This window comes from Streptomyces spinosisporus (assembly GCF_022698145.1).
Taxonomy (GTDB): Bacteria; Actinomycetota; Actinomycetes; order Streptomycetales; family Streptomycetaceae; genus Streptomyces; species Streptomyces spinosisporus.
This window is the reverse complement of the sequence record NZ_JALDAX010000021.1, coordinates 33,228-52,400: the sequence shown is the minus strand read 5'-3', so window position 1 is coordinate 52,400 and position 19,173 is coordinate 33,228. Positions and strand designations below refer to the sequence as shown.

Below are 19,173 nucleotides of genomic sequence, written 5' to 3'. Positions count from 1 at the left end.
GCGTAAACGGGGTGCGTACGGGTGCGTATCGGCGTACGTGGGGGCGGGCGCCGAGCCCGGCGTGATCCCGGGCCGCATCCGCACAAGCCTAGCCACCTGTCGCCCTCCGGGCGCAGATCAATCGGGTGGCGAAGCACCCCTCTGCATCGGGTATTGTTTACGTCGTTGCCAGGGAGCACCGCCCCAAAGCGGTTCGATCGGCAGCGACCCCGGCGGTGTGCCCGAGCGGCCAAAGGGAGCAGACTGTAAATCTGCCGGCTCAGCCTTCCCAGGTTCGAATCCTGGCGCCGCCACGCTGAGAAAGTTGAAGCGAGACCCCCTTCAAACTGCGGAGACGCAGAGTGGAGGGGGTTTTCGTATGTCTCTTGCGATCGCGTGTGATCGCGGCCGAATGGCGCATCCTGCATCGGGCTTGGGGTGTTGATCGGACGATCCGGCGTGCCGACGAGCTGATATAGGACATTTGCGCATTAACCTCTCGTCACCTTATGACGTGGCGTATGGGCGTTCGCGTCTGCTTCAACACTCGGAGAAGACATGCGCAAGCCTCGAAAGACCCTGGTCGTGGCCGTACTCCTCGGCACCGTCGGCTTCCTCGGCGCCGGTACCGCTCACGCTCAGGGGGACGGGCACGATTCCAAGCACGGGCGCGGACATGAACACGCGCGTGGACACGAACACGGGCGCGGGCACGGGCACAAGAAGGAGGCCCGGGAAGTGCACACGACGCAGTTCAGTCAGAGCACCACCTGCACGACGACCGAGCAGAACGTCGACGTGCAGGGCCAGTCCGGATTCCAGAACGGTCTGGAGGGCAACGCGCCCAACGCCAGTGGCTCGCCCGGCACGCAGAGCACCAACGTCGGTTCGAGTCTGGGATGCAACAACACCATCACCATCGGCGGCTAGTTCACAAAAATCCCGGCGCCGAGCCGCACGCTCGGCGCCGGGAAGCGGACGGGTGCCGTCACCGGCCGCGGGGTGGAACTAGTCGGCGCTGTGCGCGAGTTCGATGTCGTGGTCGTCCGTGCCGGCGCTCGACACGGTGACCGTGGCCGCCTGGGGCGGGTAGCCCGTCGCGATGACCGTGTAGGCGCCACTGTCCAGGTCGGTGAAGGCGTACGCGCCGTCGTGGCCCGTCCTCGTCGTGGCTACGACGTTGCCCGCGGCGTCGACCAAGGTCACACGGGCGTCGCTCAGCGGAGCGCCGGCTCCGCGTACCGTGCCGCGCACATGGGCGCCGGGGTGCAGTTCGACCTCGATGCGCGTGGTGCCGGTGCCGCCGATCTCGACGGGCAGGGCCAGCGGGCGGTGCTTGGGGGAGTTGACGGCGAGCGTCACCGTCCCCGGCACCAGATCCGTGACCGTGAACTCGCCCAGCACATCGGTCCGTCCGGTGGCGAGTACGTCCCCGCGCACATCGGTGACGATCACCACGGCATCCGCGACCGGCGTCCCGCTGTCGGCCGACCGCACCAGTCCCGCGAGGCCGCTCGTACCGCCGAGGAGGACGTCGTACGAGACCGGTCCGTCGGCGACGACGAGTGTCGAGGCCTGTGGCTGGTAGCCCTCCGCGGAGGCGATCAGGACGTACGAGCCGGTGGCGGGCGCGTCGACGTCGTACGAGCCGTCGTTCCGGGACACCGACCGACTCAGTTGCCGGCCGCCGAGTGAGATGAGGGTGACCGCGGCCGCCGCCACGGGCACGCGATCCGCGCCCAGGACGCGGCCGGTCACCCCGATGCCGCCGCCCGTCCCGGGCAACCCGCCCCCCACGGCACCGCCCGTCCCGTCAGGCTCGACGGCCGCTGCAACAGCCTTCACGGACGCGCGCTCCCCGGCCGCCCCAGAGACCTCGGCCTCTCCGGCATCTGTACCGACCCCCGCTGCTCCAACCCCCGCTGCACCGACCCCACCTACACCCGAGGCCCCCACCTCACCCGAGCCCCCCACCTCACCCGACACCCCGGCACCTCCCGAAGCTTCACCCCCGACCGCCGCCGCCCCCGCAGCACCCCCATGCCGAGGAATGAACGAAGCCACCACGAACGCCAGCAGCGCGGCACCCCCACCCACCGCGAGCACCGTCTTGAAGCCGTTCTCCGAGGGCAGCGGGACCCCGCCCAGGTCGGTGGTCATCTGGGAGAGGATGACGCCGGCGACGGCGCTCGCGGTCGACGTACCGATGGAACGCATCAACGTGTTGAGGCTGTTGGCCGCGCCCGACTGGGACGGCGGCACGGCGCCCATGATGAGGGCGGGCATCGCGCCGTAGGTGAAGCCGATACCGGAGCCGATGACGCAGGACACCAGCACGAACTGCCAGACCTCGGACATCAGCACGATGTTGAGGCCGTAGCCCGCGGCCACGATGAGGGAGCCGAGCATCAGGCTGGCCTTGGGGCCCTTGGCCCTGGAGAGCGCGGCGGAGACGGGAGCCACGGCCATCATCACCAGGCCGGATGGAGCCATGACCAGGCCCGCGACGAGCAGTGACTTGCCCAGGCCGTAGCCGGTCGCCTCGGGCAACTGCAGGAGCTGCGGAAGCACCAGGGACATCGCGAACATGCCGAAGCCGAGCGCGATCGAGGCGAGGTTGGTGACCAGCACCTGGCGGCGCGCGGTGGTGCGCAGGTCGACCAGCGGCTGGTCGGTGCGCAGCTCGTACCAGCCCCACAGCAGCAGGATCGCGACGCAGGCGCCGAACAGGCCGAGCGTGGTGCCGCTGCCCCAGCCCCAGTCGCCGCCCTTGGAGATCGGCAGCAGCAGGCAGAGCAGACCGGCCGCCATCCCGAGGCCGCCGACGACGTCGAAGCGTCCGCCCGTGCGCACCTTCGACTCGGGCACCACGAACAGCACCAGCAGCAGGGCCACGACGCCCAGAGCCGCCGAGCTCCAGAACAGGACGTGCCAGTCGAAGTTGTCGGCGATCAGCGCGGCCGCGGGCAGCCCGAGCGCGCCGCCGACGCCGAGGGAGGCGCTCATCAGGGCGGTGGCGGAGCCGAGCCGTTCGGCGGGCAGTTCGTCCCGCATGATGCTGATGCCGAGCGGGATCACACCACTGGCCGCGCCCTGCAGCGCCCGCCCGACGATCATCGGGACCAGCGAGTCGCTCAGCGCGGCCGTGACCGACCCCGCGATCAGCAGCACCATGCTGGTCAGAAGCATGCGGCGCTTGCCGTACATGTCTCCCAGCCGCCCCATCATCGGAACGGACACGGCGGCGGCCAGCAGCGTGGCCGTCACGGCCCACGCGGTGTCGGACGCCGGGGAGTTGAGCAGCTTCGGCAGCTCCGGGACGATCGGGATCACCAGAGTCTGCATCAGCGAGACCACGATCCCGCCGAAGGCCAGGACCGCCACGAGGGCGTTGGTCCGCGGCGCGGCGGTCATCACCCCGTCGTCGTCATCGGCGGGTCGGGGAAGAGCGTGGGACATGGGCCGGGCCTCCGTGGGCGTCGAACGAGGGGCATTGCAGCCGAATTGCGCACCGGGCGTGCACGCGACAGGCCCAAAGTAAGTCAGTTGATTGACTTAAGCAAGGCGAGCCGGATTGCCGTCCGGTTACGAGATCCGATCAGGAGACGGGGTAGGCACGTCGACATGGGACGCACCGACTACTTCCACGACCCGGACGCCCCGAAGGCCAACTCGGCGGTGCCCTCCGTCGTGGCCTTCGTACGGACCGACGCGGGCCAGGTGCTCATGATCCGGCGCTCCGACAACGGCCGCTGGGCACTGCCCGGAGGCGGTTACGACGTGGGGGAGTCCATCAGCGACACCGTGGTGCGCGAGGTCCGGGAGGAGACCGGGATCGAGGTCGAGGTCCTCGACCTCTCCGGGATCTACACCGACCCCCGCCATGTGATCCGCTACGACGACGGCGAGGTCCGCCAGCAGTTCAGCATCTGCTTCCGGGCGCGCCCCACGGGCGGCGAACTCCGCACCAGCGACGAGACCACCGCCGTCCGCTGGGTCGACCCGGCCGACCTGCCCGGCCTGGACATCCACCCGACGATGCGCCTGCGCATCGAGCATGCGGGCGACGCCTCGCGAACGTCCCCCTACATCGGCTGACACCGACCGTGCGGTACACCCACCCCACGCACAACACACCCCCCACCGAGGCACACTGACCCCATGTCCACTCGTCGCAGACGCTGCCCCGAATGCCGTCGCGAGATCGCCGTCGTCGCCGGACGGTTCGCGCGGCACGACCCGCCCGGCGCGCGCGAGAACGGCGTGCTCGTCTCCTGCCCCGGCTCCCGCCGTCAGGCCCAGCCCGACGCGACCCAACCGTCGCTGGACGGCTACGTCGTCCCCGAGATCCCGGGGCAAATGCCCCTCTTCTGAGGGGCGTTCTCAAGGGCGTTCTCAAGGTCGTTCGTCAGTTCCCGGCGACCGACTTCACGGCCACCGACACCGGCGCCGACCCGCTGACCAGCTCCAGGGTCAGCCCGGCCGTCGCCGGCGAATCGACCAACTCCGCCAGTACGGCCGCCACATCGTCACGCGGGACAGGGCCGCGACCGGTGTGGGCCTCCAGCCGTACGAGACCGGTCCCTGCGTCGTTCGTCAGCATCCCGGGGCGCAGAATCGTCGCGTCCAGTGCGTTCTGACGCCGTACATAGGCGTCGGCCTCACCCTTGGCGCGCAGGTACGCGTCGAAGATCTCGTCCCCCTGGTGCGCGGGGTCGGCGCCCATCGACGAGACGACCACGTGTCGCCGTACGCCCGCCCGAATCGCCGCATCCGCAAACAGGATCGCCGCGCCCTTGTCCACCGTGTCCTTGCGGGCCGCGGTGCTGCCCGGGCCCGCGCCCGCCGCGAACACCGCCGCGTCGGCGCCCGCCAGATGCGCCGCCACCTCCTCGACCGAGGCCGACTCCAGATCGAGCAGGACCGGTTCGGCACCCGCCTCACGCAGATCGTCGCCCTGCTCGGCGTGACGGATGATCCCCGCCACCTCGTCCCCGCGCGCGGCGAGCAGCCGCTCGAGCCGCAGCGCGATCTGACCATGACCACCAGCGATGACAATGCGCATGTCTTCGACCGTACGCCCGGACAGCCGCATCCGCCGCACGACTTGAGCCACGAACCGATGCACGCCTGCAAAGCGCGCACGCGCACAGGACCTACGGCGAGGACGAACCGCAAGAACCTACGCAGCCTCTGGCACCCCGCACCCCCGCACCCGCACCCGCAGCCGGACCCCCACCCGCACCTCACGACAGCTCCCCCCGCCCCTGCCGAGGCAACCCCAGCTCCGCCGCGGCGGCCGAGTTGCAGTACTCCCGTACCGCACTCGTCCGCGCCACCACCCGCCCCCGATGGATCACGATCCGGCTGTAGGCCAGCGACAGCGCCCCCTCCAGCCGGTCCCCGCGCACCGCCAGGAGTTCGGCGGGGAAGCCCGCCTCCAGGCGCACCTCGGGCAGCCCCATGACCGTCCGCGCCGCCGAACTCACGGCGTCGTACGCGTCCTCGGGCCGCAGCCCGTAGCGGGAGGCCAGCAGATAGGCCGCCTCCAAGGGGTCCCCGCGCCCCACCGGGTTCGACAGGTCGCGCAGCGCGCCGCTGCCTGCCGCCACCCGTACGCCGGCCGCCCGCAGCATCCGTACCGGAGCCGTCTCGCGCCGATCGGTGGCGCCGCAGCCGCCCTGCGGCAGGCACACCACCGTCACCCCGGCCGCCGCGAGCTGGTCCGCGGTGCGCCGCGCCATCTCCTCGGGCAGCCGGGCGAGGTCGCCGCACGGGCCGAGCGTCACGCCGGGGCGCAGCCCGCCGGCCATCGCGGCGAGACGGGCGAGCCGGGCGGGGTCGGCGGCGTCGGTGTGCAGGTCGACGGGGCAGCCGTGCTCGGAGGCGACCTCGAGGACCGCCTCCACGTACCCGATCGGATCCGGGTCCAGGTCCGGGCAGCCACCCACCACCGACGCACCCATCTTCAGCGCGTCCCGCAGCATCGCGAGCCCGTCCGCCCCGGCCGCACCGGTCAGCAGCCGCGGCATCGCCACCGTCGTCAGTTCCGTCAGCCCGCGCAGCGAACGCCGCGCCTGCAATACGGCCGCCAACGCGCCCAGCCCCTGCACGTCACCCACCCGCACATGCGCCCGCAGCGCGGTCGCCCCGTGCCCCAGCTGCAGCAACGCCGCCTCCGTGGCCCGGCGCTGGACGTCCCTCGGCTCGTACGAGGCCGGGCCGTCGCCCTCGGCCGACAGCGCGGTGTCCAGGTGCGTGTGCGGGTCGGCCGGGGCCGGCAGCAGCAGATAGCCGCTGAGGTCCACGCGCGTGCCGCAGCCCTGCAGTCCGCCCGCGGCCAGGCTGCCGGCCGTACCGACCGCCTCGATGCGCCCGCCACCCAGCCGTACGTCCACGGTCCGGCCGTCGGCCAGCCGCGCCCCGCACAGCAGCAGGGTGGTCGGGTCGACCCCGTTGTCCGCGGGGCCGGCAGGGCCCGAGGCCCCCGGCGTACCCGACGAGGAGGACGAGGACCACGGGTGGGGCGGCGGCTGGCTGTCGGGCATCGCGCTCCAGGTGCTCGGGGACTGCGTGGCAGGGCGCAAGATCACGCAGAGTGAGTCGAGCCTAGGGTGGCGATCCGCCCGTGTCGGGGAGGAGCGCAATAGTCGTACCGGTGTGGTCCGCCGTACCGAGGAGGCCGCGGCGGCCCGTGCGAGAGCAGGCCGACGGACCTGGGCGGGAACCTGAACCGGCCCTGGAACAGGCCGGGACGGGGGCCGCGAAACGGATTTGGGCGAACGGCGGCGGAGCGTGTAATGTCTTCATCGCTCGCCCCAATAGCTCAGTCGGCAGAGCGTCTCCATGGTAAGGAGAAGGTCAACGGTTCGATTCCGTTTTGGGGCTCTGGTGTGTGAGGTTCCCGTCGCGAGACGGGAACGGATCGCATCACAGCGGTGTAGCTCAGTCGGTAGAGCAAGCGGCTCATAATCGCTGTGTCACCGGTTCAAGTCCGGTCACCGCTACTGACAGTAGCCGATTGCGGGGTCGGTCCTTCGATCGGCTACTCTTTCTTGCGTTGTACAAGTCCATCCGTTCGTCTTAGGAGCACTCACGTGGCTGCCACCGACGTCCGCCCGAAGATCACGCTGGCCTGCGTGGAGTGCAAGGAGCGGAACTACATCACCAAGAAGAACCGGCGTAACAACCCGGACCGTCTTGAGATGAAGAAGCACTGCCCGCGTTGCAACGCGCACACCGCGCACCGCGAGACGCGATAAACAAGGCTCGTTCGCGAGGCCGCTCCCAGCCGGGGGCGGCCTCGCGTCGTTTCAACCGACGTCCGGGGCGGCCTCAGATCGTCCCGACCGACGTCCGGGGCGGCCTCAGATCGTCCCGACCGACGTCCCCCGGACAACAGCCAACAGCCACACACCAGGAGGTGCCGAGCCATGGCGCTCGACCAGTCCTTCGTGGGGCGGAGCTACCCGCCCACCGAGCCCTACGAGGTGGGCCGGGAGAAGATCCGTGAGTTCGCGGAAGCGGTCGGGGACCCCAACCCGGCGTACACCGACCCGGAGGCCGCCAAGGCGCTCGGCCACCCCGATGTGATCGCGCCGCCGACCTTCGTCTTCGCCATCACCTTCAAGGCAGCGGGACAGGTCGTCCAGGACCCCCGACTCGGCCTGGACTACAGCCGCGTCGTGCACGGCGACCAGAAGTTCGCCTACGTCCGCCCGGTGCGCGCCGGTGACCGGCTCACCGTCACCTCGACCATCGAGGCCATCAAGTCCATGGCGGGCAACGAGATCCTGGACATCCGCGGCGAGGTCCACGACGAGGCGGGCGAGCATGTCGTCACCGCCTGGACGAAGTTGGTCGCCCGCGCCGCAGAGGAGGCCTGAGGAACCGATGACGGCGAAGATCGCTTACGACGGCGTCGAGGTCGGCGCCGAACTGCCCGCCCAGACCTTCACCGTGGACCGCGCCACTCTCGTCCGGTACGCGGGCGCCTCCGGGGACTTCAACCCGATCCACTGGAACGAGAAGTTCGCCAAGGAGGTCGGACTGCCGGACGTCATCGCGCACGGCATGTTCACCATGGCCGAGGCGATCCGGGTGGTCACCGACTGGACCGGCGACCCGGGCGCCGTCGTCGAGTACGGCGTCCGCTTCACCAGGCCCGTCGTCGTCCCGAACGACGACCAGGGCGCCACCATCGAGGTCAGCGGCAAGGTCGCCGCCAAGCTCGACGACAACACGGTCCGCGTCGACCTCACGGCCATGAGCGCCGGCCAGAAGGTGCTGGGGATGTCGCGGGCGGTCGTACGGCTGGCCTGAACAGGGCATGGCGCCTGAGCCGCGGTAAGGGGCGTTCTCCATTGGGGGGCGCCCCTTACGCGATGGAGGCCCCCTGCCCGCACCAACGGCTGAGGCTGTCAACGCGTTCCTGCTTCGCGGCGCTCCCCTTGACATGGTTAGTGATTGAGCACTAACTTACTTGCATGGCCAGGATGAGTGCAGAAGAGAGGCGCGAGAGCGTCATCCGTGCGGCGACCGCGGAGTTCGCCCGCGGCGGCTACTACGGCACGTCGACCGAGGCGATCGCCAAGCGGGTCGGCGTCTCGCAGCCGTATCTCTTCCGTCTCTTCCCGGGCAAGAAGGCGATCTTCCTCGCGGCGGCCCAGCGGTGCGTGGAGGAGACCATCCGTACCTTCGAGCAGGCCGCCAAGGGACTCGAGGGCGAAGAGGCCCTGCAGGCCATGGCGAACGCGTACACCGAGGTCATCGCGGAACGGCCCGAGCGGCTGCTGATGCAGATGCAGATGTACGTCACCGTGGCCGCCGCCGAGCAGGCCGGCGACCATGAACTCGGCGAGGAGGTGCGGGCGGGCTGGATGCGGCTGTGGGACACGGTGCATCTGCCGCTCGGCGCCGACGTCGAGGAGACGACGTCGTTCATGGCACACGGAATGCTCATCAACTGCCTGGTGGCGATGGGCTTCCCGCCCGAGCACCGGGTCTGGGAGGGGCTGTATCCCGAGGCTCGGCTCAAGGGCCGGCTGGGGAAGTAGTCCGCGCAGTCGCACAGAAAGGCGTCGCCGGCGCCTCTTCATGTCCATAAAAGTTAGTCATCAATAACTAACCCGACAGCACCCGCTGGGGGAGCGATGTCACAGCAGACCGAACGGCGCGGGGGAACCGCCTGGGCCCTCGTCATCACCAGCGTCGCCGGATTCATGGCGGCCCTCGACAATCTCGTCGTCACCACCGCACTGCCCTCCATCCGCAAGGACCTCGGCGGGGCACTGGACGACCTGGAATGGACGGTGAGCGCGTACACCCTCACCTTCGCCGTCCTGCTGATGTTCGGAGCCGCGCTCGGCGACCGCTTCGGCCGCCGCCGGCTCTTCCTCGTCGGCATCACCGTCTTCACCGGAGCCTCCGCCGCCGCGGCCATGGCGACCGGCATCGACTCCCTCATCGCCGCCCGCGCGGTCCAGGGCGTCGGCGCGGCCATCATGATGCCCCTGACCCTCACCCTGCTCACCGCCGCCGTGCCCGCCGCCAAGCGCGGAATGGCGTACGGGATATGGGGAGCCGTCAACGGCCTCGCCGTCGCCTCCGGACCCCTGATCGGCGGCAGCCTCACCGAGCACGTCTCCTGGCACTGGATCTTCTGGCTGAACGTCCCGCTCGGCATCGCCCTGCTGCCGCTCGCCCGGCTGCGGCTGGCCGAGTCCCACGGCACCGGCGCCCCGCTCGACGTCCCCGGCACCCTGCTCGCCAGCGGCGGCCTCTTCGGGATCGTCTACGGCCTGGTCCGCGGACCCGCCGACGGCTGGACCAGCTCCCTGGTGCTGACCGGCCTGTTCACCGGCGGCGCACTGCTCGTCGGGTTCGTCCTCTACAGCCTGCGCGCCAAGAACCCCATGCTGCCGATGCGGCTGTTCCGCTCCCGCGCCTTCTCCGGGATCAACGCCGCGAGCCTGCTGATGTTCCTCGGGATGTTCGGCTCGATCTTCCTGCTCAGCCAGTTCATGCAGGGCGTCCTCGGCTACTCGCCCACCGAGGCCGGCCTCAGGATGCTGCCCTGGACCGGTATGCCGATGCTGGTCGCACCCGTCGCCGGCATCCTCTCCGACCGCATCGGCGGCCGCCCCGTCGTCGCCGCCGGACTGTTCCTGCAGGCCGCGGGCCTCGGCTGGATCGCCATGGTGGCGACGACCGGCGTCTCCTACGGCGCCCAGCTGCCCGGCCTGATCCTCAGCGGCATCGGCATGGCGCTGTACTTCGCCCCGGCCGCCAACCTGGTCATGTCCAGCGTCCACCCCAAGGAACAGGGCATCGCCTCCGGCGCCAACAACGCCCTGCGTGAGGTCGGCGGCGCACTCGGCATCGCGATCATGTCGTCGATCTTCGCCGCACAGGGCGGCTACGAGTCCGGACAGGCCTTCGTCGACGGCCTCAGGCCCGCCCTGGTCACCGGCTCCGCGGTCGTCGCGCTCGCCGGCGTGGCCGCGCTGCTCATCCCGACCCGGCGCCGCGCCGCGCAGATCGCGAAGGCGGCCGGGCGGCCCGCGGAGCCGGTGCTGGAAACCGCGTCCCACTGACACCCCGACCCGCCCCACCCGGAGGAGGAGCCATGCCCACCCTGCCCTGGACCGTCCCGAACCCCCCGCCCCGCGACACCGAGGTCCACGTCTTCGCCTCCCGCTTCGAGACCCGCACCCTGTGGGGAGCGCTCCGCTTCATGGTCCGCACGCCGGGCGTGTGGAGGGGAGTGAGCCGGGCGCCCGGCGCCTACGGGGCCTCCCTGAAGGCGCAGCCCCTGAAGCGGACGTTCTGGACCCTGTCCGCCTGGGAGTCACCGCAGGCACTCAAGGAGTTCGCCCGCTCCCGAGTGCACGCCCCCGCCTCCGGCGGCCTGGCCGCACAGATGCGGGACTCGAAGTACGCCCGCTGGACCGTCTCCAGCAACGACCTGCCGCTGGACTGGGCCGAGGCGCGGCGGCAGCTGAGCTGAACAGCTGAGCCACATGTGCGGGCACGCGCGCGTGCGGCCCCGTCCACGCCGACGGGTCCGCACGCGCGCGTACCCGGCGCCTCCGGCCGAGGGCCGGCCGGGCTGTCGGTGCCGTCTCGTAGTCTTGGGCGCGTGCAGGAACTCCACGACGCCCCCCTCGCCCCGCTGACCACCTTCCGGCTGGGCGGCCCCGCGACCCGGCTGCTCACCGCGACGACCGACGCCGAGGTGATCGCCGCCGTCCGCGAGGCCGACGACACTGGTACGCCACTGCTGCTGATCGGCGGCGGCTCCAACCTGGTCATCGGCGACAAGGGCTTCGCGGGCACCGCCCTCGTCATCGCCACCCAGGGATTCGAGCTGCAGGGCACCCGCCTGGAGCTGGCCGCCGGAGAGGTGTGGACGGACGCCGTCGCCCGCACCGTGGAGGCCGGCCTCGCCGGCATCGAGTGCCTGGCCGGCATCCCCGGCTCGGCCGGCGCGACCCCGATCCAGAACGTGGGGGCGTACGGCCAGGAGGTCTCCTCCACCATCACCGAGGTCGTCGCCTACGACCGCCGCACCCGCGAGACGGTCACCGTCCCGAACGCGGACTGCGCGTTCTCCTACCGCCACAGCCGCTTCAAGGCCGACCCCGAGCGGTATGTCGTCCTGCGCGTCCGCTTCGAGCTGGAGGACGCGTCCGGTCTGTCCGGACCGATCCGGTACGCGGAGACGGCCCGCGCCCTCGGCGTCGAGCCCGGCGACCGCGTGCCGCTGGCCGCCGCCCGCGAGACCGTGCTGAAGCTGCGCTCCGGCAAGGGCATGGTCCTGGACCCCGAGGACCACGACACCTGGTCGGCCGGTTCCTTCTTCACCAACCCGATCCTCACCGACGCGGAGTTCGCCGCCTTCCACGCGCGCGTGCAGGAGCGGCTCGGCGACGACGTGATGCCGCCCGCGTACCCGGCCGGGGACAGCCACACCAAGACCTCCGCCGCCTGGCTGATCGACAGGGCCGGCTTCACCAAGGGCTACGGCAGCGGCCGCGCCCGTATCTCCACCAAGCACACCCTCGCCCTCACCAACCGGGGCGGCGCCACCACCGAGGACCTGCTCGCCCTCGCCCGCGAGGTCGTCGCCGGCGTCCACGAGGCCTTCGGGATCACCCTGGTCAACGAGCCGATGACGGTCGGCGTCAGCCTCTGAGAGCCACCGCGCGGGCCGTACGGCCGAAGCTCAGTAGGCGACGCCCACCCCCTGCTTCACCGTCCCCGGGTCCCCGGCCATCGCCAGCATCGCGTGTGCCACGTCCGCGCGCCCGATGAACCGGCCCCCGGCCGGAAAACCGCCGACCACTGTCCGGTACACCCCGGTGACCGGCTTGTTCTGCAGCCGCGGCGGCCGCACGGCCGTCCAGTCCGTGGCGCTGCGCGCCAACTCGGCCTCCATCTCCGCCAGATCGGCGTACACGCCCTTCAGCACCGCGGAGACGATCCCGAGTGCGGCGCGGTCGAGCAGCCCGTTCCCCTCGGGCTGCGGCCCCACCGGCCCCGCGCTCACCACGAGCAGTCGCCGCACCCCCTCGGCCTCCATCGCGCCCAGGACCGTGCGCGTGAGCCGGGCCGCGACGCCCGCGTCCTTGCGGCTGCGCGCCCCGAGCCCGGACAGGACCACGTCCCGCCCGGCCACCGCCGGACGCAGCGACGCCGGGTCCGCCAGGTCGTCACTGAACACCTGAAGACGCGCGCCCGTGACGGACAGCCGTCCGGGATCCCGTACGACCGCCGTGACCTCGTGACCCGCGTCCAGGGCCTGGCGGACGATCTCCCGGCCGATGCCGCCGGTGGCGCCGAAAACGGTGAGTTTCATGGGTACTCCCGTGCTCGCAGTTGGTGGGTGAGTATTCACTCACCCTCCCTCCCACTAGAGTGGGTAAGCACTCACCCACCCGTCAAGCCCGATTGGACGTACCATGCAGACGCAGCCGGCCCGGGTCCGCATCCTCGATGCCGCCCACGAGCTGATGCTCACCGTCGGGCTGGCCCGCACCACCACCAAGGAGATCGCCAGGGCGGCGGGCTGCTCCGAGGCGGCGCTCTACAAGTACTTCGCGAGCAAGGAGGAGCTGTTCATCCGCGTCCTGTCGGAGCGGCTGCCCCGGCTGACCCCCCTGCTCAGCAGCCTCGCCGCCGAGCCCGGCCAGGGCACACCGGAGGAGAACCTCACCGAGATCGCCCGCCAGGCCGCCCTCTTCTACGAGCAGAGCTTCCCGATCGCCGCCTCCCTGTACGCCGAGACCCAGCTCAAGCGGCGGCACGACGACGCGATGCGGCAGATGGGACTGGGCCCGCACGTGCCGATCCAGGGACTGGACGCCTATCTGCGGGCCGAGCAGAGACTCGGCCGCATCCGCCCCGACGCCGACACCTACGCCGCCGCCTCCCTGCTCCTGGGCGCCTGCGCCCAGCGCGCGTTCGCCTACGAGGCCACGGAGACGGGCGAGCTCCCACCCGTCGACGACTTCGCCCGCCGCCTCGCCCGGACCCTGACCACGGGAATCTCCGCCGCCGACAGCCCTGCGTGAGGGCAACACCATCAGTCCACCGGCGCGCTCAGCCAGTCGTCGACGCCCGACAACAGCTTCGTCTTCACATCCTCCGGTGCCGCCGAGGCCCGTACCGACTGGCGGGCCAGTTCCGCCAGTTCCGCGTCCGTGAAGTCGTGGTGGTGGCGGGCGATCTCGTACTGGGCGGCGAGCCGCGAGCCGAACAGCAGCGGGTCGTCGGCACCGAGCGCCATCGGGACGCCGGCGTCGAGGAAGGTCCGCAGCGGCACGTCCTCCGGCTTCTCGTACACACCGAGGGCCACGTTCGAGGCCGGGCACACCTCGCACGTCACGCCCCTGCGCGCGAGGCGCTCCAGCAGCCGCGGGTCCTCCGCCGCCCGCACACCGTGCCCGATGCGGTGCGCGTGCAGGTCGTCCAGGCAGTCACGGACCGAGGCCGGACCCGTCAGCTCGCCGCCGTGCGGGGCCGACAGCAGCCCGCCGTCGCGGGCGATCGCGAACGCCCGGTCGAAGTCCCGTGCCATGCCCCGGCGTTCGTCGTTCGACAGGCCGAAGCCGACCACCCCGCGCTCCGCGTACCGCACGGCCAGCCGGGCCAGCGTGCGGGCGTCCAGAGGGTGCTTCATCCGGTTCGCGGCGACCAGCACCCGCATCCCGAGACCCGTCTCCCGCATCGTCGTCTCCACCGCGTCCAGGATGATCTCCAGCGCCGGGATCAGACCGCCCAGACGGGGCGCGTACGACGTCGGGTCCACCTGGATCTCCAGCCAGCCCGAACCGTCCTTCAGATCCTCCTCGGCCGCCTCCCGCACCAGCCGCCGGATGTCCTCGGGCTCCCGCAGACACGAGCGGGCGGCGTCGTACAGCCGCTGGAAGCGGAACCAGCCCCGCTCGTCCGTCGCCCGCAGCCTCGGCGGCTCCCCGCTGGTCAGCGCCTCGGTCAGCGTCTCGGGCAGCCGTACGCCGTACTTGTCGGCCAGCTCCAGGACGGTGGTGGGCCGCATCGACCCGGTGAAATGCAGATGCAGATGGGCCTTCGGCAGCTCAGAGACATCACGTACACGCTCCATTCCAGGATCCTGCCGTACGTCCCGGCCGTCCCGGTAGCGGATTCCCCGTACGTGGTCTTGCTCGCACGAAAAAACGGGCCACCCCCAGCGAGGTGGCCCGTTCGGTACGGCGACGTCAGTCCCGCGCCTCCGCCAGCAGCTTCTGGATGCGGCTGACACCCTCGACCAGGTCCTCGTCACCGAGGGCGTAGGACAGGCGCAGATAGCCCGGCGTGCCGAAGGCCTCGCCCGGAACGACCGCGACCTCGGCCTCCTCCAGGATCAGCGCGGCCAGCTCGACCGTGTCCTGCGGGCGCTTGCCGCGGATCTCCTTGCCGACCAGCGCCTTGACCGAGGGGTACGCGTAGAAGGCGCCCTCGGGCTCGGGGCAGACCACGCCGTCGATCTCGTTGAGCATCCGCACAATCGTCCTGCGGCGGCGGTCGAAGGCCTCACGCATCGTCGCCACGGCCTCCAGGTCGCCGGAGACGGCGGCCAGAGCGGCCACCTGCGCGACGTTCGACACGTTCGACGTGGCGTGCGACTGCAGGTTGGTCGCCGCCTTGACGATGTCCTTGGGACCGATGACCCAGCCCACGCGCCAGCCCGTCATCGCGTACGTCTTCGCCACACCGTTGACCACGATGCACTTGTCGCGCAGCTCGGGCAGCAGCGCCGGCAGCGACACGGAGACCGCGTCGCCGTACACCAGGTGCTCGTAGATCTCGTCGGTCAGCACCCACAGGCCGTGCTCGACGGCCCAGCGGCCGATCGCCTCGGTCTCGGCCTCGGAGTAGACCGCGCCGGTCGGGTTGGAGGGGGAGACGAAGAGGACGACCTTCGTCTTCTCCGTGCGTGCCGCCTCCAGCTGCTCCACACTCACGCGGTAGCCGGTCGTCTCGTCCGCGACGACCTCCACCGGGACACCGCCCGCGAGCCGGATCGACTCCGGGTACGTCGTCCAGTACGGCGCCGGCACGATGACCTCGTCGCCCGGGTCGAGGATCGCGGCGAAGGCCTCGTAGATGGCCTGCTTGCCGCCGTTGGTGACCAGGATCTGCGACACGTCCGGCTCGTAGCCCGAGTCGCGCAGCGTCTTCGCGGCGATCGCGGACTTCAGCTCGGGCAGACCGCCGGCCGGGGTGTACCGGTGGTACTTCGGGTTCGAGCAGGCCTCGATCGCGGCCTGGACGATGTAGTCCGGGGTCGGGAAGTCGGGCTCACCGGCGCCGAAGCCGATCACCGGACGCCCGGCGGCCTTGAGGGCCTTGGCCTTGGCGTCCACGGCGAGGGTGGCGGACTCGGAGATCGCGCCGACTCGGGCGGAGACCCGGCGCTCGGTGGGAGGGGTTGCAGCGCTCATGGGGCCCATCGTTCCAGACCGGAAACCGGCGCGGCACGCGGGTTTCACAGACTGAACATCCACGGGTCGGCCGTTGAACACCCGTCCCAAATCCCCGTACGGCCTGGGTGATCTTCCGGGCCTTTCCCGGCGGTCCTCCTGCCCCAAGGCCCCTACGGGCGCTTTCTGTTCGACGGGGCGCTTCGGACCACGTACACTCTCACCTCGTTGGCCATCAGCTGCCGCGCACGGACGGTGCACACCGAGCACTCGTCCGGATGCGGTACGTTGGGGGACACACAAAGGGTCGTAGCTCAATTGGTAGAGCACCGGTCTCCAAAACCGGCGGTTGGGGGTTCAAGTCCCTCCGGCCCTGCTACACACACCTTCGCCAGGTGTGCGCGTACGTACAGCAATGCACAGCCGTGCGGCTCAGACCGGGCGCGGCACGGCCACGACCCGGGAACAGGTGAGGACGAATGGCGGACGCCGTGGGCTCCATCGACACGCCTGATGCCCAGGACGAGGCACAGGAGCCCAAGAAGACCCGCAAGGGCGGCAAGCGGGCCAAGAAGGGTCCGTTCAAGAGGCTTGCCCTCTTCTACCGCCAGGTGGTTGCCGAACTCCGCAAGGTCGTCTGGCCCACGCGCAACCAGCTGACGACGTACACCAGCGTGGTGATTGTCTTCGTCGTCATCATGATCGGCCTGGTGACCGTGATTGACTATGGGCTCAACCACGCGGCCAAGTACGTCTTCGGCTGAGCCGAGAGCGAAGGGCGCCGAGGTACCCGGCGCCCCTTTCGCGTGTTCCACCCCTATGTATCCAGGAAGAAGCAGCCACCGTGTCTGACACGAACCTGAACGACGACGCCATCGAGCCGAACGAGTCCGTGGACGACGAGCTCGACATCGTCGAGGGCGCGGACGAGCAGGACGAGTTCGAGGCTGCCGAGGCCGAGGCGGGCGAGCCCGCCGAGGAGGCCGCCGTGACGGTCGTGGACGACGAAGCGGCCCCGCAGGAAGCCGCGGCCGAGGAAGAGGCCGCAGAGGAAGAAGAGGCCGAGCCGGTCGACCCGGTCGTGGCCCTCCGCGAGGAACTGCGCACGCTGCCCGGCGAGTGGTACGTCATCCACACCTACGCCGGCTACGAGAACCGCGTGAAGACCAACCTCGAGCAGCGCGCCGTCTCGCTGAACGTCGAGGACTACATCTTCCAGGCCGAGGTGCCGCAGGAAGAGGTCGTCCAGATCAAGAACGGCGACCGCAAGACCATCAAGCAGAACAAGCTCCCGGGCTACGTCCTGGTCCGCATGGACCTGACGAACGAGTCCTGGGGCGTCGTCCGCAACACCCCCGGCGTCACCGGCTTCGTGGGCAACGCCTACGACCCCTACCCGCTGACCCTGGACGAGATCGTCAAGATGCTCGCCCCGGAGGCCGAGGAGAAGGCCGCCCGCGAGGCCGCCGAGGCCGAGGGCAAGCCCGCCCCGCAGCGCAAGGTCGAGGTCCAGGTGCTGGACTTCGAGGTCGGCGACTCGGTCACCGTCACCGACGGCCCGTTCGCCACGCTCCAGGCGACCATCAACGAGATCAACCCCGACTCGAAGAAGGTCAAGGGCCTGGTGGAGATCTTCGGCCGCGAGACGCCGGTCGAGCTCTCCTTCGACCAGATCCAGAAGAACTAGCCTCTTCTGTTCTGAGCTTCACAGAGCTTCCGACCAGGTCAGGCGAGCGCTCGCTGCTTGTCTGACCTGCTCGGTTTTTGGCCGCGCATCCATACCCGTTATCGTTGTGCGGTATGCCTGCGTTCGGGTGGTCCCCGTAGGCAGGCAGGACCCGAACCGAAAGGACCCGGAGAGCAATGCCTCCCAAGAAGAAGAAGGTCACGGGGCTCATCAAGCTCCAGATCCAGGCCGGTGCCGCCAACCCGGCCCCGCCGGTCGGCCCCGCGCTGGGTCAGCACGGCGTCAACATCATGGAGTTCTGCAAGGCGTACAACGCCGCGACCGAGTCGCAGCGTGGCTGGGTGATCCCGGTGGAGATCACGGTCTATGAGGACCGCTCCTTCACCTTCATCACCAAGACGCCGCCGGCCGCCAAGATGATCCTCAAGGCCGCGGGCGTGGAGAAGGGCTCCGGCGAGCCGCACAAGACCAAGGTCGCCAAGATCACCCAGGCGCAGGTCCGCGAGATCGCCACCACCAAGATGCCCGACCTGAACGCCAACGACCTGGACGCCGCCGCGAAGATCATCGCCGGCACCGCGCGTTCCATGGGCGTCACGGTCGAGGGCTGAGCCCCAACCCCCTGTACATCAGCAGAAGTGGCAGGGCCTGCTCGGCCCGGACCACGACTCCTAAGACTCACCAGGAGAAGCAGTGAGCAAGCGCAGCAAGTCTCTCCGCGCTGCGGACGAGAAGATCGACCGGGACAAGCTCTACGCCCCGCTCGAGGCCGTCCGTCTCGCCAAGGAGACCTCCACGACCAAGTTCGACGGCACCGTCGAGGTCGCCTTCCGTCTGGGTGTCGACCCGCGCAAGGCCGACCAGATGGTCCGTGGCACCGTGAACCTTCCGCACGGCACCGGTAAGACCGCCCGGGTCCTGGTCTTCGCGACCGGTGACCGTGCCGAGGCCGCGCGTGCCGCGGGCGCCGACATCGTCGGTGCCGACGAGCTGATCGACGAGGTGTCGAAGGGGCGTCTGGACTTCGACGCCGTCGTCGCCACCCCGGACCTCATGGGCAAGGTCGGCCGCCTCGGCCGCGTGCTCGGTCCCCGTGGTCTGATGCCGAACCCCAAGACCGGCACCGTGACCCCGGACACCGCCAAGGCCGTCTCCGACATCAAGGGCGGCAAGATCGAGTTCCGCGTCGACAAGCACTCGAACCTGCACTTCATCATCGGCAAGACGTCCTTCGACGACGACAAGCTGGTGGAGAACTACGGCGCCGCGCTGGAGGAGATCCTCCGTCTGAAGCCGTCCGCCGCCAAGGGCCGCTACATCAAGAAGGCCGCGGTCAGCACCACCATGGGCCCCGGTATCCCGGTCGACCCGAACCGCACCCGCAACCTCCTCGTCGAGGAGGACCCGGCCGCCGTCTGATCCCGATGGCAGTCGCGCACACGCGTTTGTGACGCGGGCCCCGCAACCTTCCGAGGTGCGGGGCCCGTCCCATTTCCCAGTACGGGTGTCGGTGCCCTGCGTTAGCGTGCAGGCACAGCAATCGCATAGGGGTGGGGGACG

The 19,173-nt window shown here is 70.3% G+C and carries 21 protein-coding genes and 4 tRNA genes; 19 read left to right on the top strand and 6 right to left on the bottom strand.

The genetic code is table 11. The features are described from left to right. Positions 1-211: 211 nt before the first annotated feature. Both MQN93_RS37325 and MQN93_RS37320 read left to right on the top strand, forming a co-directional pair. Positions 212-293, top strand: a tRNA-Tyr gene (locus tag MQN93_RS37325). Positions 294-537: 244 nt separating this feature from the next. Next, positions 538-909, top strand: a complete 372-nt coding sequence (locus MQN93_RS37320) for a hypothetical protein (protein ID WP_242712986.1) — start codon at positions 538-540, stop codon at positions 907-909. Between the two features lie 78 nt (positions 910-987). Here MQN93_RS37320 and MQN93_RS37315 read toward each other — a convergent pair whose 3' ends face one another. Continuing rightward, positions 988-3,438, bottom strand: a complete 2,451-nt coding sequence (locus tag MQN93_RS37315; protein WP_242712985.1) for an MFS transporter — start codon at positions 3,436-3,438, stop codon at positions 988-990. A 165-nt stretch (positions 3,439-3,603) separates the two neighbouring features. Here MQN93_RS37315 and MQN93_RS37310 point away from each other — a divergent pair, with 165 nt between their 5' ends. Together MQN93_RS37310 and MQN93_RS37305 are read left to right on the top strand one after the other, a co-directional pair. Next, positions 3,604-4,077, top strand: a complete 474-nt coding sequence (locus tag MQN93_RS37310) for an NUDIX domain-containing protein (RefSeq protein WP_242712984.1) — start codon at positions 3,604-3,606, stop codon at positions 4,075-4,077. A gap of 63 nt (positions 4,078-4,140) precedes the next feature. Then, positions 4,141-4,353, top strand: a complete 213-nt coding sequence (locus MQN93_RS37305) for a hypothetical protein (protein WP_016437693.1) — start codon at positions 4,141-4,143, stop codon at positions 4,351-4,353. Positions 4,354-4,387: 34 nt separating this feature from the next. On the opposite strand, the gene MQN93_RS37300 is transcribed toward MQN93_RS37305, so the two are convergent. Then, the gene (locus MQN93_RS37300; RefSeq protein WP_242712983.1) at positions 4,388-5,044 is read right to left on the bottom strand and encodes an NAD(P)H-binding protein; all 657 of its coding nucleotides are present in this window, start codon (positions 5,042-5,044) and stop codon (positions 4,388-4,390) included. Between the two features lie 181 nt (positions 5,045-5,225). Next, positions 5,226-6,527, bottom strand: coding sequence for an amidohydrolase family protein (locus tag MQN93_RS37295; protein WP_242712982.1), 1,302 nt, complete (start codon positions 6,525-6,527; stop codon positions 5,226-5,228). 267 nt (positions 6,528-6,794) lie between these two features. On the opposite strand from MQN93_RS37295, the gene MQN93_RS37290 reads away from it, so the two are divergent. The 9 genes from MQN93_RS37290 to MQN93_RS37250 all read left to right on the top strand — a co-directional run bounded on the left by MQN93_RS37290 (position 6,795) and on the right by MQN93_RS37250 (position 12,175). Continuing rightward, positions 6,795-6,867: transfer RNA gene (locus tag MQN93_RS37290), tRNA-Thr, on the top strand. A 46-nt stretch (positions 6,868-6,913) separates the two neighbouring features. Continuing rightward, positions 6,914-6,986: transfer RNA gene (locus MQN93_RS37285), tRNA-Met, on the top strand. A 90-nt stretch (positions 6,987-7,076) separates the two neighbouring features. After that, the gene (gene rpmG, locus MQN93_RS37280) at positions 7,077-7,241 is read left to right on the top strand and encodes a 50S ribosomal protein L33 (protein ID WP_003948671.1); all 165 of its coding nucleotides are present in this window, start codon (positions 7,077-7,079) and stop codon (positions 7,239-7,241) included. Positions 7,242-7,412: 171 nt separating this feature from the next. Beyond that, positions 7,413-7,865, top strand: a complete 453-nt coding sequence (locus MQN93_RS37275) for a MaoC family dehydratase N-terminal domain-containing protein (protein WP_016437696.1) — start codon at positions 7,413-7,415, stop codon at positions 7,863-7,865. A 7-nt stretch (positions 7,866-7,872) separates the two neighbouring features. Then, a complete protein-coding gene (locus tag MQN93_RS37270; RefSeq protein ID WP_242712981.1) occupies positions 7,873-8,301 on the top strand; it encodes a MaoC family dehydratase in 429 nt (142 codons plus the stop codon). 164 nt (positions 8,302-8,465) lie between these two features. After that, positions 8,466-9,035 carry a TetR/AcrR family transcriptional regulator gene (locus MQN93_RS37265; RefSeq protein ID WP_242712980.1) on the top strand — a complete coding sequence of 190 codons (570 nt, stop codon included), beginning with the start codon at positions 8,466-8,468 and terminating at the stop codon, positions 9,033-9,035. 96 nt (positions 9,036-9,131) lie between these two features. Then, a complete protein-coding gene (locus MQN93_RS37260) occupies positions 9,132-10,574 on the top strand; it encodes a DHA2 family efflux MFS transporter permease subunit (RefSeq protein WP_242712979.1) in 1,443 nt (480 codons plus the stop codon). A 32-nt stretch (positions 10,575-10,606) separates the two neighbouring features. Continuing rightward, positions 10,607-10,987: a hypothetical protein gene (locus MQN93_RS37255; RefSeq protein ID WP_016437700.1), complete on the top strand. Its 381-nt coding sequence runs from the start codon at positions 10,607-10,609 to the stop codon at positions 10,985-10,987. 132 nt (positions 10,988-11,119) lie between these two features. Next, positions 11,120-12,175 (top strand): UDP-N-acetylmuramate dehydrogenase, encoded by a 1,056-nt coding sequence (locus MQN93_RS37250; protein ID WP_242712978.1) that lies wholly within the window; start codon positions 11,120-11,122, stop codon positions 12,173-12,175. A gap of 30 nt (positions 12,176-12,205) precedes the next feature. Here the strand turns inward: MQN93_RS37250 and MQN93_RS37245 are convergent, their stop codons facing one another. Next, a complete protein-coding gene (locus MQN93_RS37245) occupies positions 12,206-12,838 on the bottom strand; it encodes an NAD(P)-dependent oxidoreductase (RefSeq protein WP_242712977.1) in 633 nt (210 codons plus the stop codon). A 103-nt stretch (positions 12,839-12,941) separates the two neighbouring features. Here MQN93_RS37245 and MQN93_RS37240 point away from each other — a divergent pair, with 103 nt between their 5' ends. Next, on the top strand, positions 12,942-13,553 hold the full coding sequence (locus MQN93_RS37240) for a TetR/AcrR family transcriptional regulator (RefSeq protein WP_242712976.1): 612 nt from the start codon (positions 12,942-12,944) through the stop codon (positions 13,551-13,553). An 11-nt stretch (positions 13,554-13,564) separates the two neighbouring features. Here MQN93_RS37240 and MQN93_RS37235 read toward each other — a convergent pair whose 3' ends face one another. Together MQN93_RS37235 and MQN93_RS37230 are read right to left on the bottom strand one after the other, a co-directional pair. Next, the gene (locus MQN93_RS37235) at positions 13,565-14,605 is read right to left on the bottom strand and encodes an adenosine deaminase (protein WP_016434600.1); all 1,041 of its coding nucleotides are present in this window, start codon (positions 14,603-14,605) and stop codon (positions 13,565-13,567) included. A 115-nt stretch (positions 14,606-14,720) separates the two neighbouring features. Next, the gene (locus MQN93_RS37230) at positions 14,721-15,947 is read right to left on the bottom strand and encodes a pyridoxal phosphate-dependent aminotransferase (RefSeq protein WP_242712975.1); all 1,227 of its coding nucleotides are present in this window, start codon (positions 15,945-15,947) and stop codon (positions 14,721-14,723) included. A 282-nt stretch (positions 15,948-16,229) separates the two neighbouring features. Between MQN93_RS37230 and MQN93_RS37225 the strand changes: the two genes are divergently transcribed. From MQN93_RS37225 to rplA, 5 genes are all read left to right on the top strand, one after another. Then, a tRNA-Trp gene (locus MQN93_RS37225) sits at positions 16,230-16,302 on the top strand. Positions 16,303-16,405: 103 nt separating this feature from the next. Next, positions 16,406-16,690: a preprotein translocase subunit SecE gene (secE, locus tag MQN93_RS37220; protein WP_016434602.1), complete on the top strand. Its 285-nt coding sequence runs from the start codon at positions 16,406-16,408 to the stop codon at positions 16,688-16,690. 80 nt (positions 16,691-16,770) lie between these two features. Beyond that, positions 16,771-17,613: a transcription termination/antitermination protein NusG gene (nusG, locus tag MQN93_RS37215; protein ID WP_016434603.1), complete on the top strand. Its 843-nt coding sequence runs from the start codon at positions 16,771-16,773 to the stop codon at positions 17,611-17,613. Between the two features lie 176 nt (positions 17,614-17,789). Further along, entirely contained in the window at positions 17,790-18,224 is a 435-nt protein-coding gene (gene rplK, locus MQN93_RS37210) for a 50S ribosomal protein L11 (protein WP_007384044.1), read from the top strand. A gap of 82 nt (positions 18,225-18,306) precedes the next feature. Beyond that, positions 18,307-19,032: a 50S ribosomal protein L1 gene (gene rplA / locus MQN93_RS37205; RefSeq protein ID WP_016434604.1), complete on the top strand. Its 726-nt coding sequence runs from the start codon at positions 18,307-18,309 to the stop codon at positions 19,030-19,032. Positions 19,033-19,173: the final 141 nt, after the last annotated feature.

What these genes read in the sequence shown, in the direction of transcription:
- MQN93_RS37320 (WP_242712986.1), top strand. Translation starts at nt 538, where the DNA reads ATGCGCAAGCCTCGAAAGACCCTGGTCGTGGCCGTACTCCTCGGCACC.
- MQN93_RS37315 (WP_242712985.1), bottom strand. Translation starts at nt 3,438, where the DNA reads ATGTCCCACGCTCTTCCCCGACCCGCCGATGACGACGACGGGGTGATG.
- MQN93_RS37310 (WP_242712984.1), top strand. Translation starts at nt 3,604, where the DNA reads ATGGGACGCACCGACTACTTCCACGACCCGGACGCCCCGAAGGCCAAC.
- MQN93_RS37305 (WP_016437693.1), top strand. Translation starts at nt 4,141, where the DNA reads ATGTCCACTCGTCGCAGACGCTGCCCCGAATGCCGTCGCGAGATCGCC.
- MQN93_RS37300 (WP_242712983.1), bottom strand. Translation starts at nt 5,044, where the DNA reads ATGCGCATTGTCATCGCTGGTGGTCATGGTCAGATCGCGCTGCGGCTC.
- MQN93_RS37295 (WP_242712982.1), bottom strand. Translation starts at nt 6,527, where the DNA reads ATGCCCGACAGCCAGCCGCCGCCCCACCCGTGGTCCTCGTCCTCCTCG.
- MQN93_RS37275 (WP_016437696.1), top strand. Translation starts at nt 7,413, where the DNA reads ATGGCGCTCGACCAGTCCTTCGTGGGGCGGAGCTACCCGCCCACCGAG.
- MQN93_RS37270 (WP_242712981.1), top strand. Translation starts at nt 7,873, where the DNA reads ATGACGGCGAAGATCGCTTACGACGGCGTCGAGGTCGGCGCCGAACTG.
- MQN93_RS37265 (WP_242712980.1), top strand. Translation starts at nt 8,466, where the DNA reads ATGGCCAGGATGAGTGCAGAAGAGAGGCGCGAGAGCGTCATCCGTGCG.
- MQN93_RS37260 (WP_242712979.1), top strand. Translation starts at nt 9,132, where the DNA reads ATGTCACAGCAGACCGAACGGCGCGGGGGAACCGCCTGGGCCCTCGTC.
- MQN93_RS37255 (WP_016437700.1), top strand. Translation starts at nt 10,607, where the DNA reads ATGCCCACCCTGCCCTGGACCGTCCCGAACCCCCCGCCCCGCGACACC.
- MQN93_RS37245 (WP_242712977.1), bottom strand. Translation starts at nt 12,838, where the DNA reads ATGAAACTCACCGTTTTCGGCGCCACCGGCGGCATCGGCCGGGAGATC.
- MQN93_RS37240 (WP_242712976.1), top strand. Translation starts at nt 12,942, where the DNA reads ATGCAGACGCAGCCGGCCCGGGTCCGCATCCTCGATGCCGCCCACGAG.
- MQN93_RS37235 (WP_016434600.1), bottom strand. Translation starts at nt 14,605, where the DNA reads ATGGAGCGTGTACGTGATGTCTCTGAGCTGCCGAAGGCCCATCTGCAT.
- MQN93_RS37230 (WP_242712975.1), bottom strand. Translation starts at nt 15,947, where the DNA reads ATGAGCGCTGCAACCCCTCCCACCGAGCGCCGGGTCTCCGCCCGAGTC.
- secE (WP_016434602.1), top strand. Translation starts at nt 16,406, where the DNA reads ATGGCGGACGCCGTGGGCTCCATCGACACGCCTGATGCCCAGGACGAG.
- rplK (WP_007384044.1), top strand. Translation starts at nt 17,790, where the DNA reads ATGCCTCCCAAGAAGAAGAAGGTCACGGGGCTCATCAAGCTCCAGATC.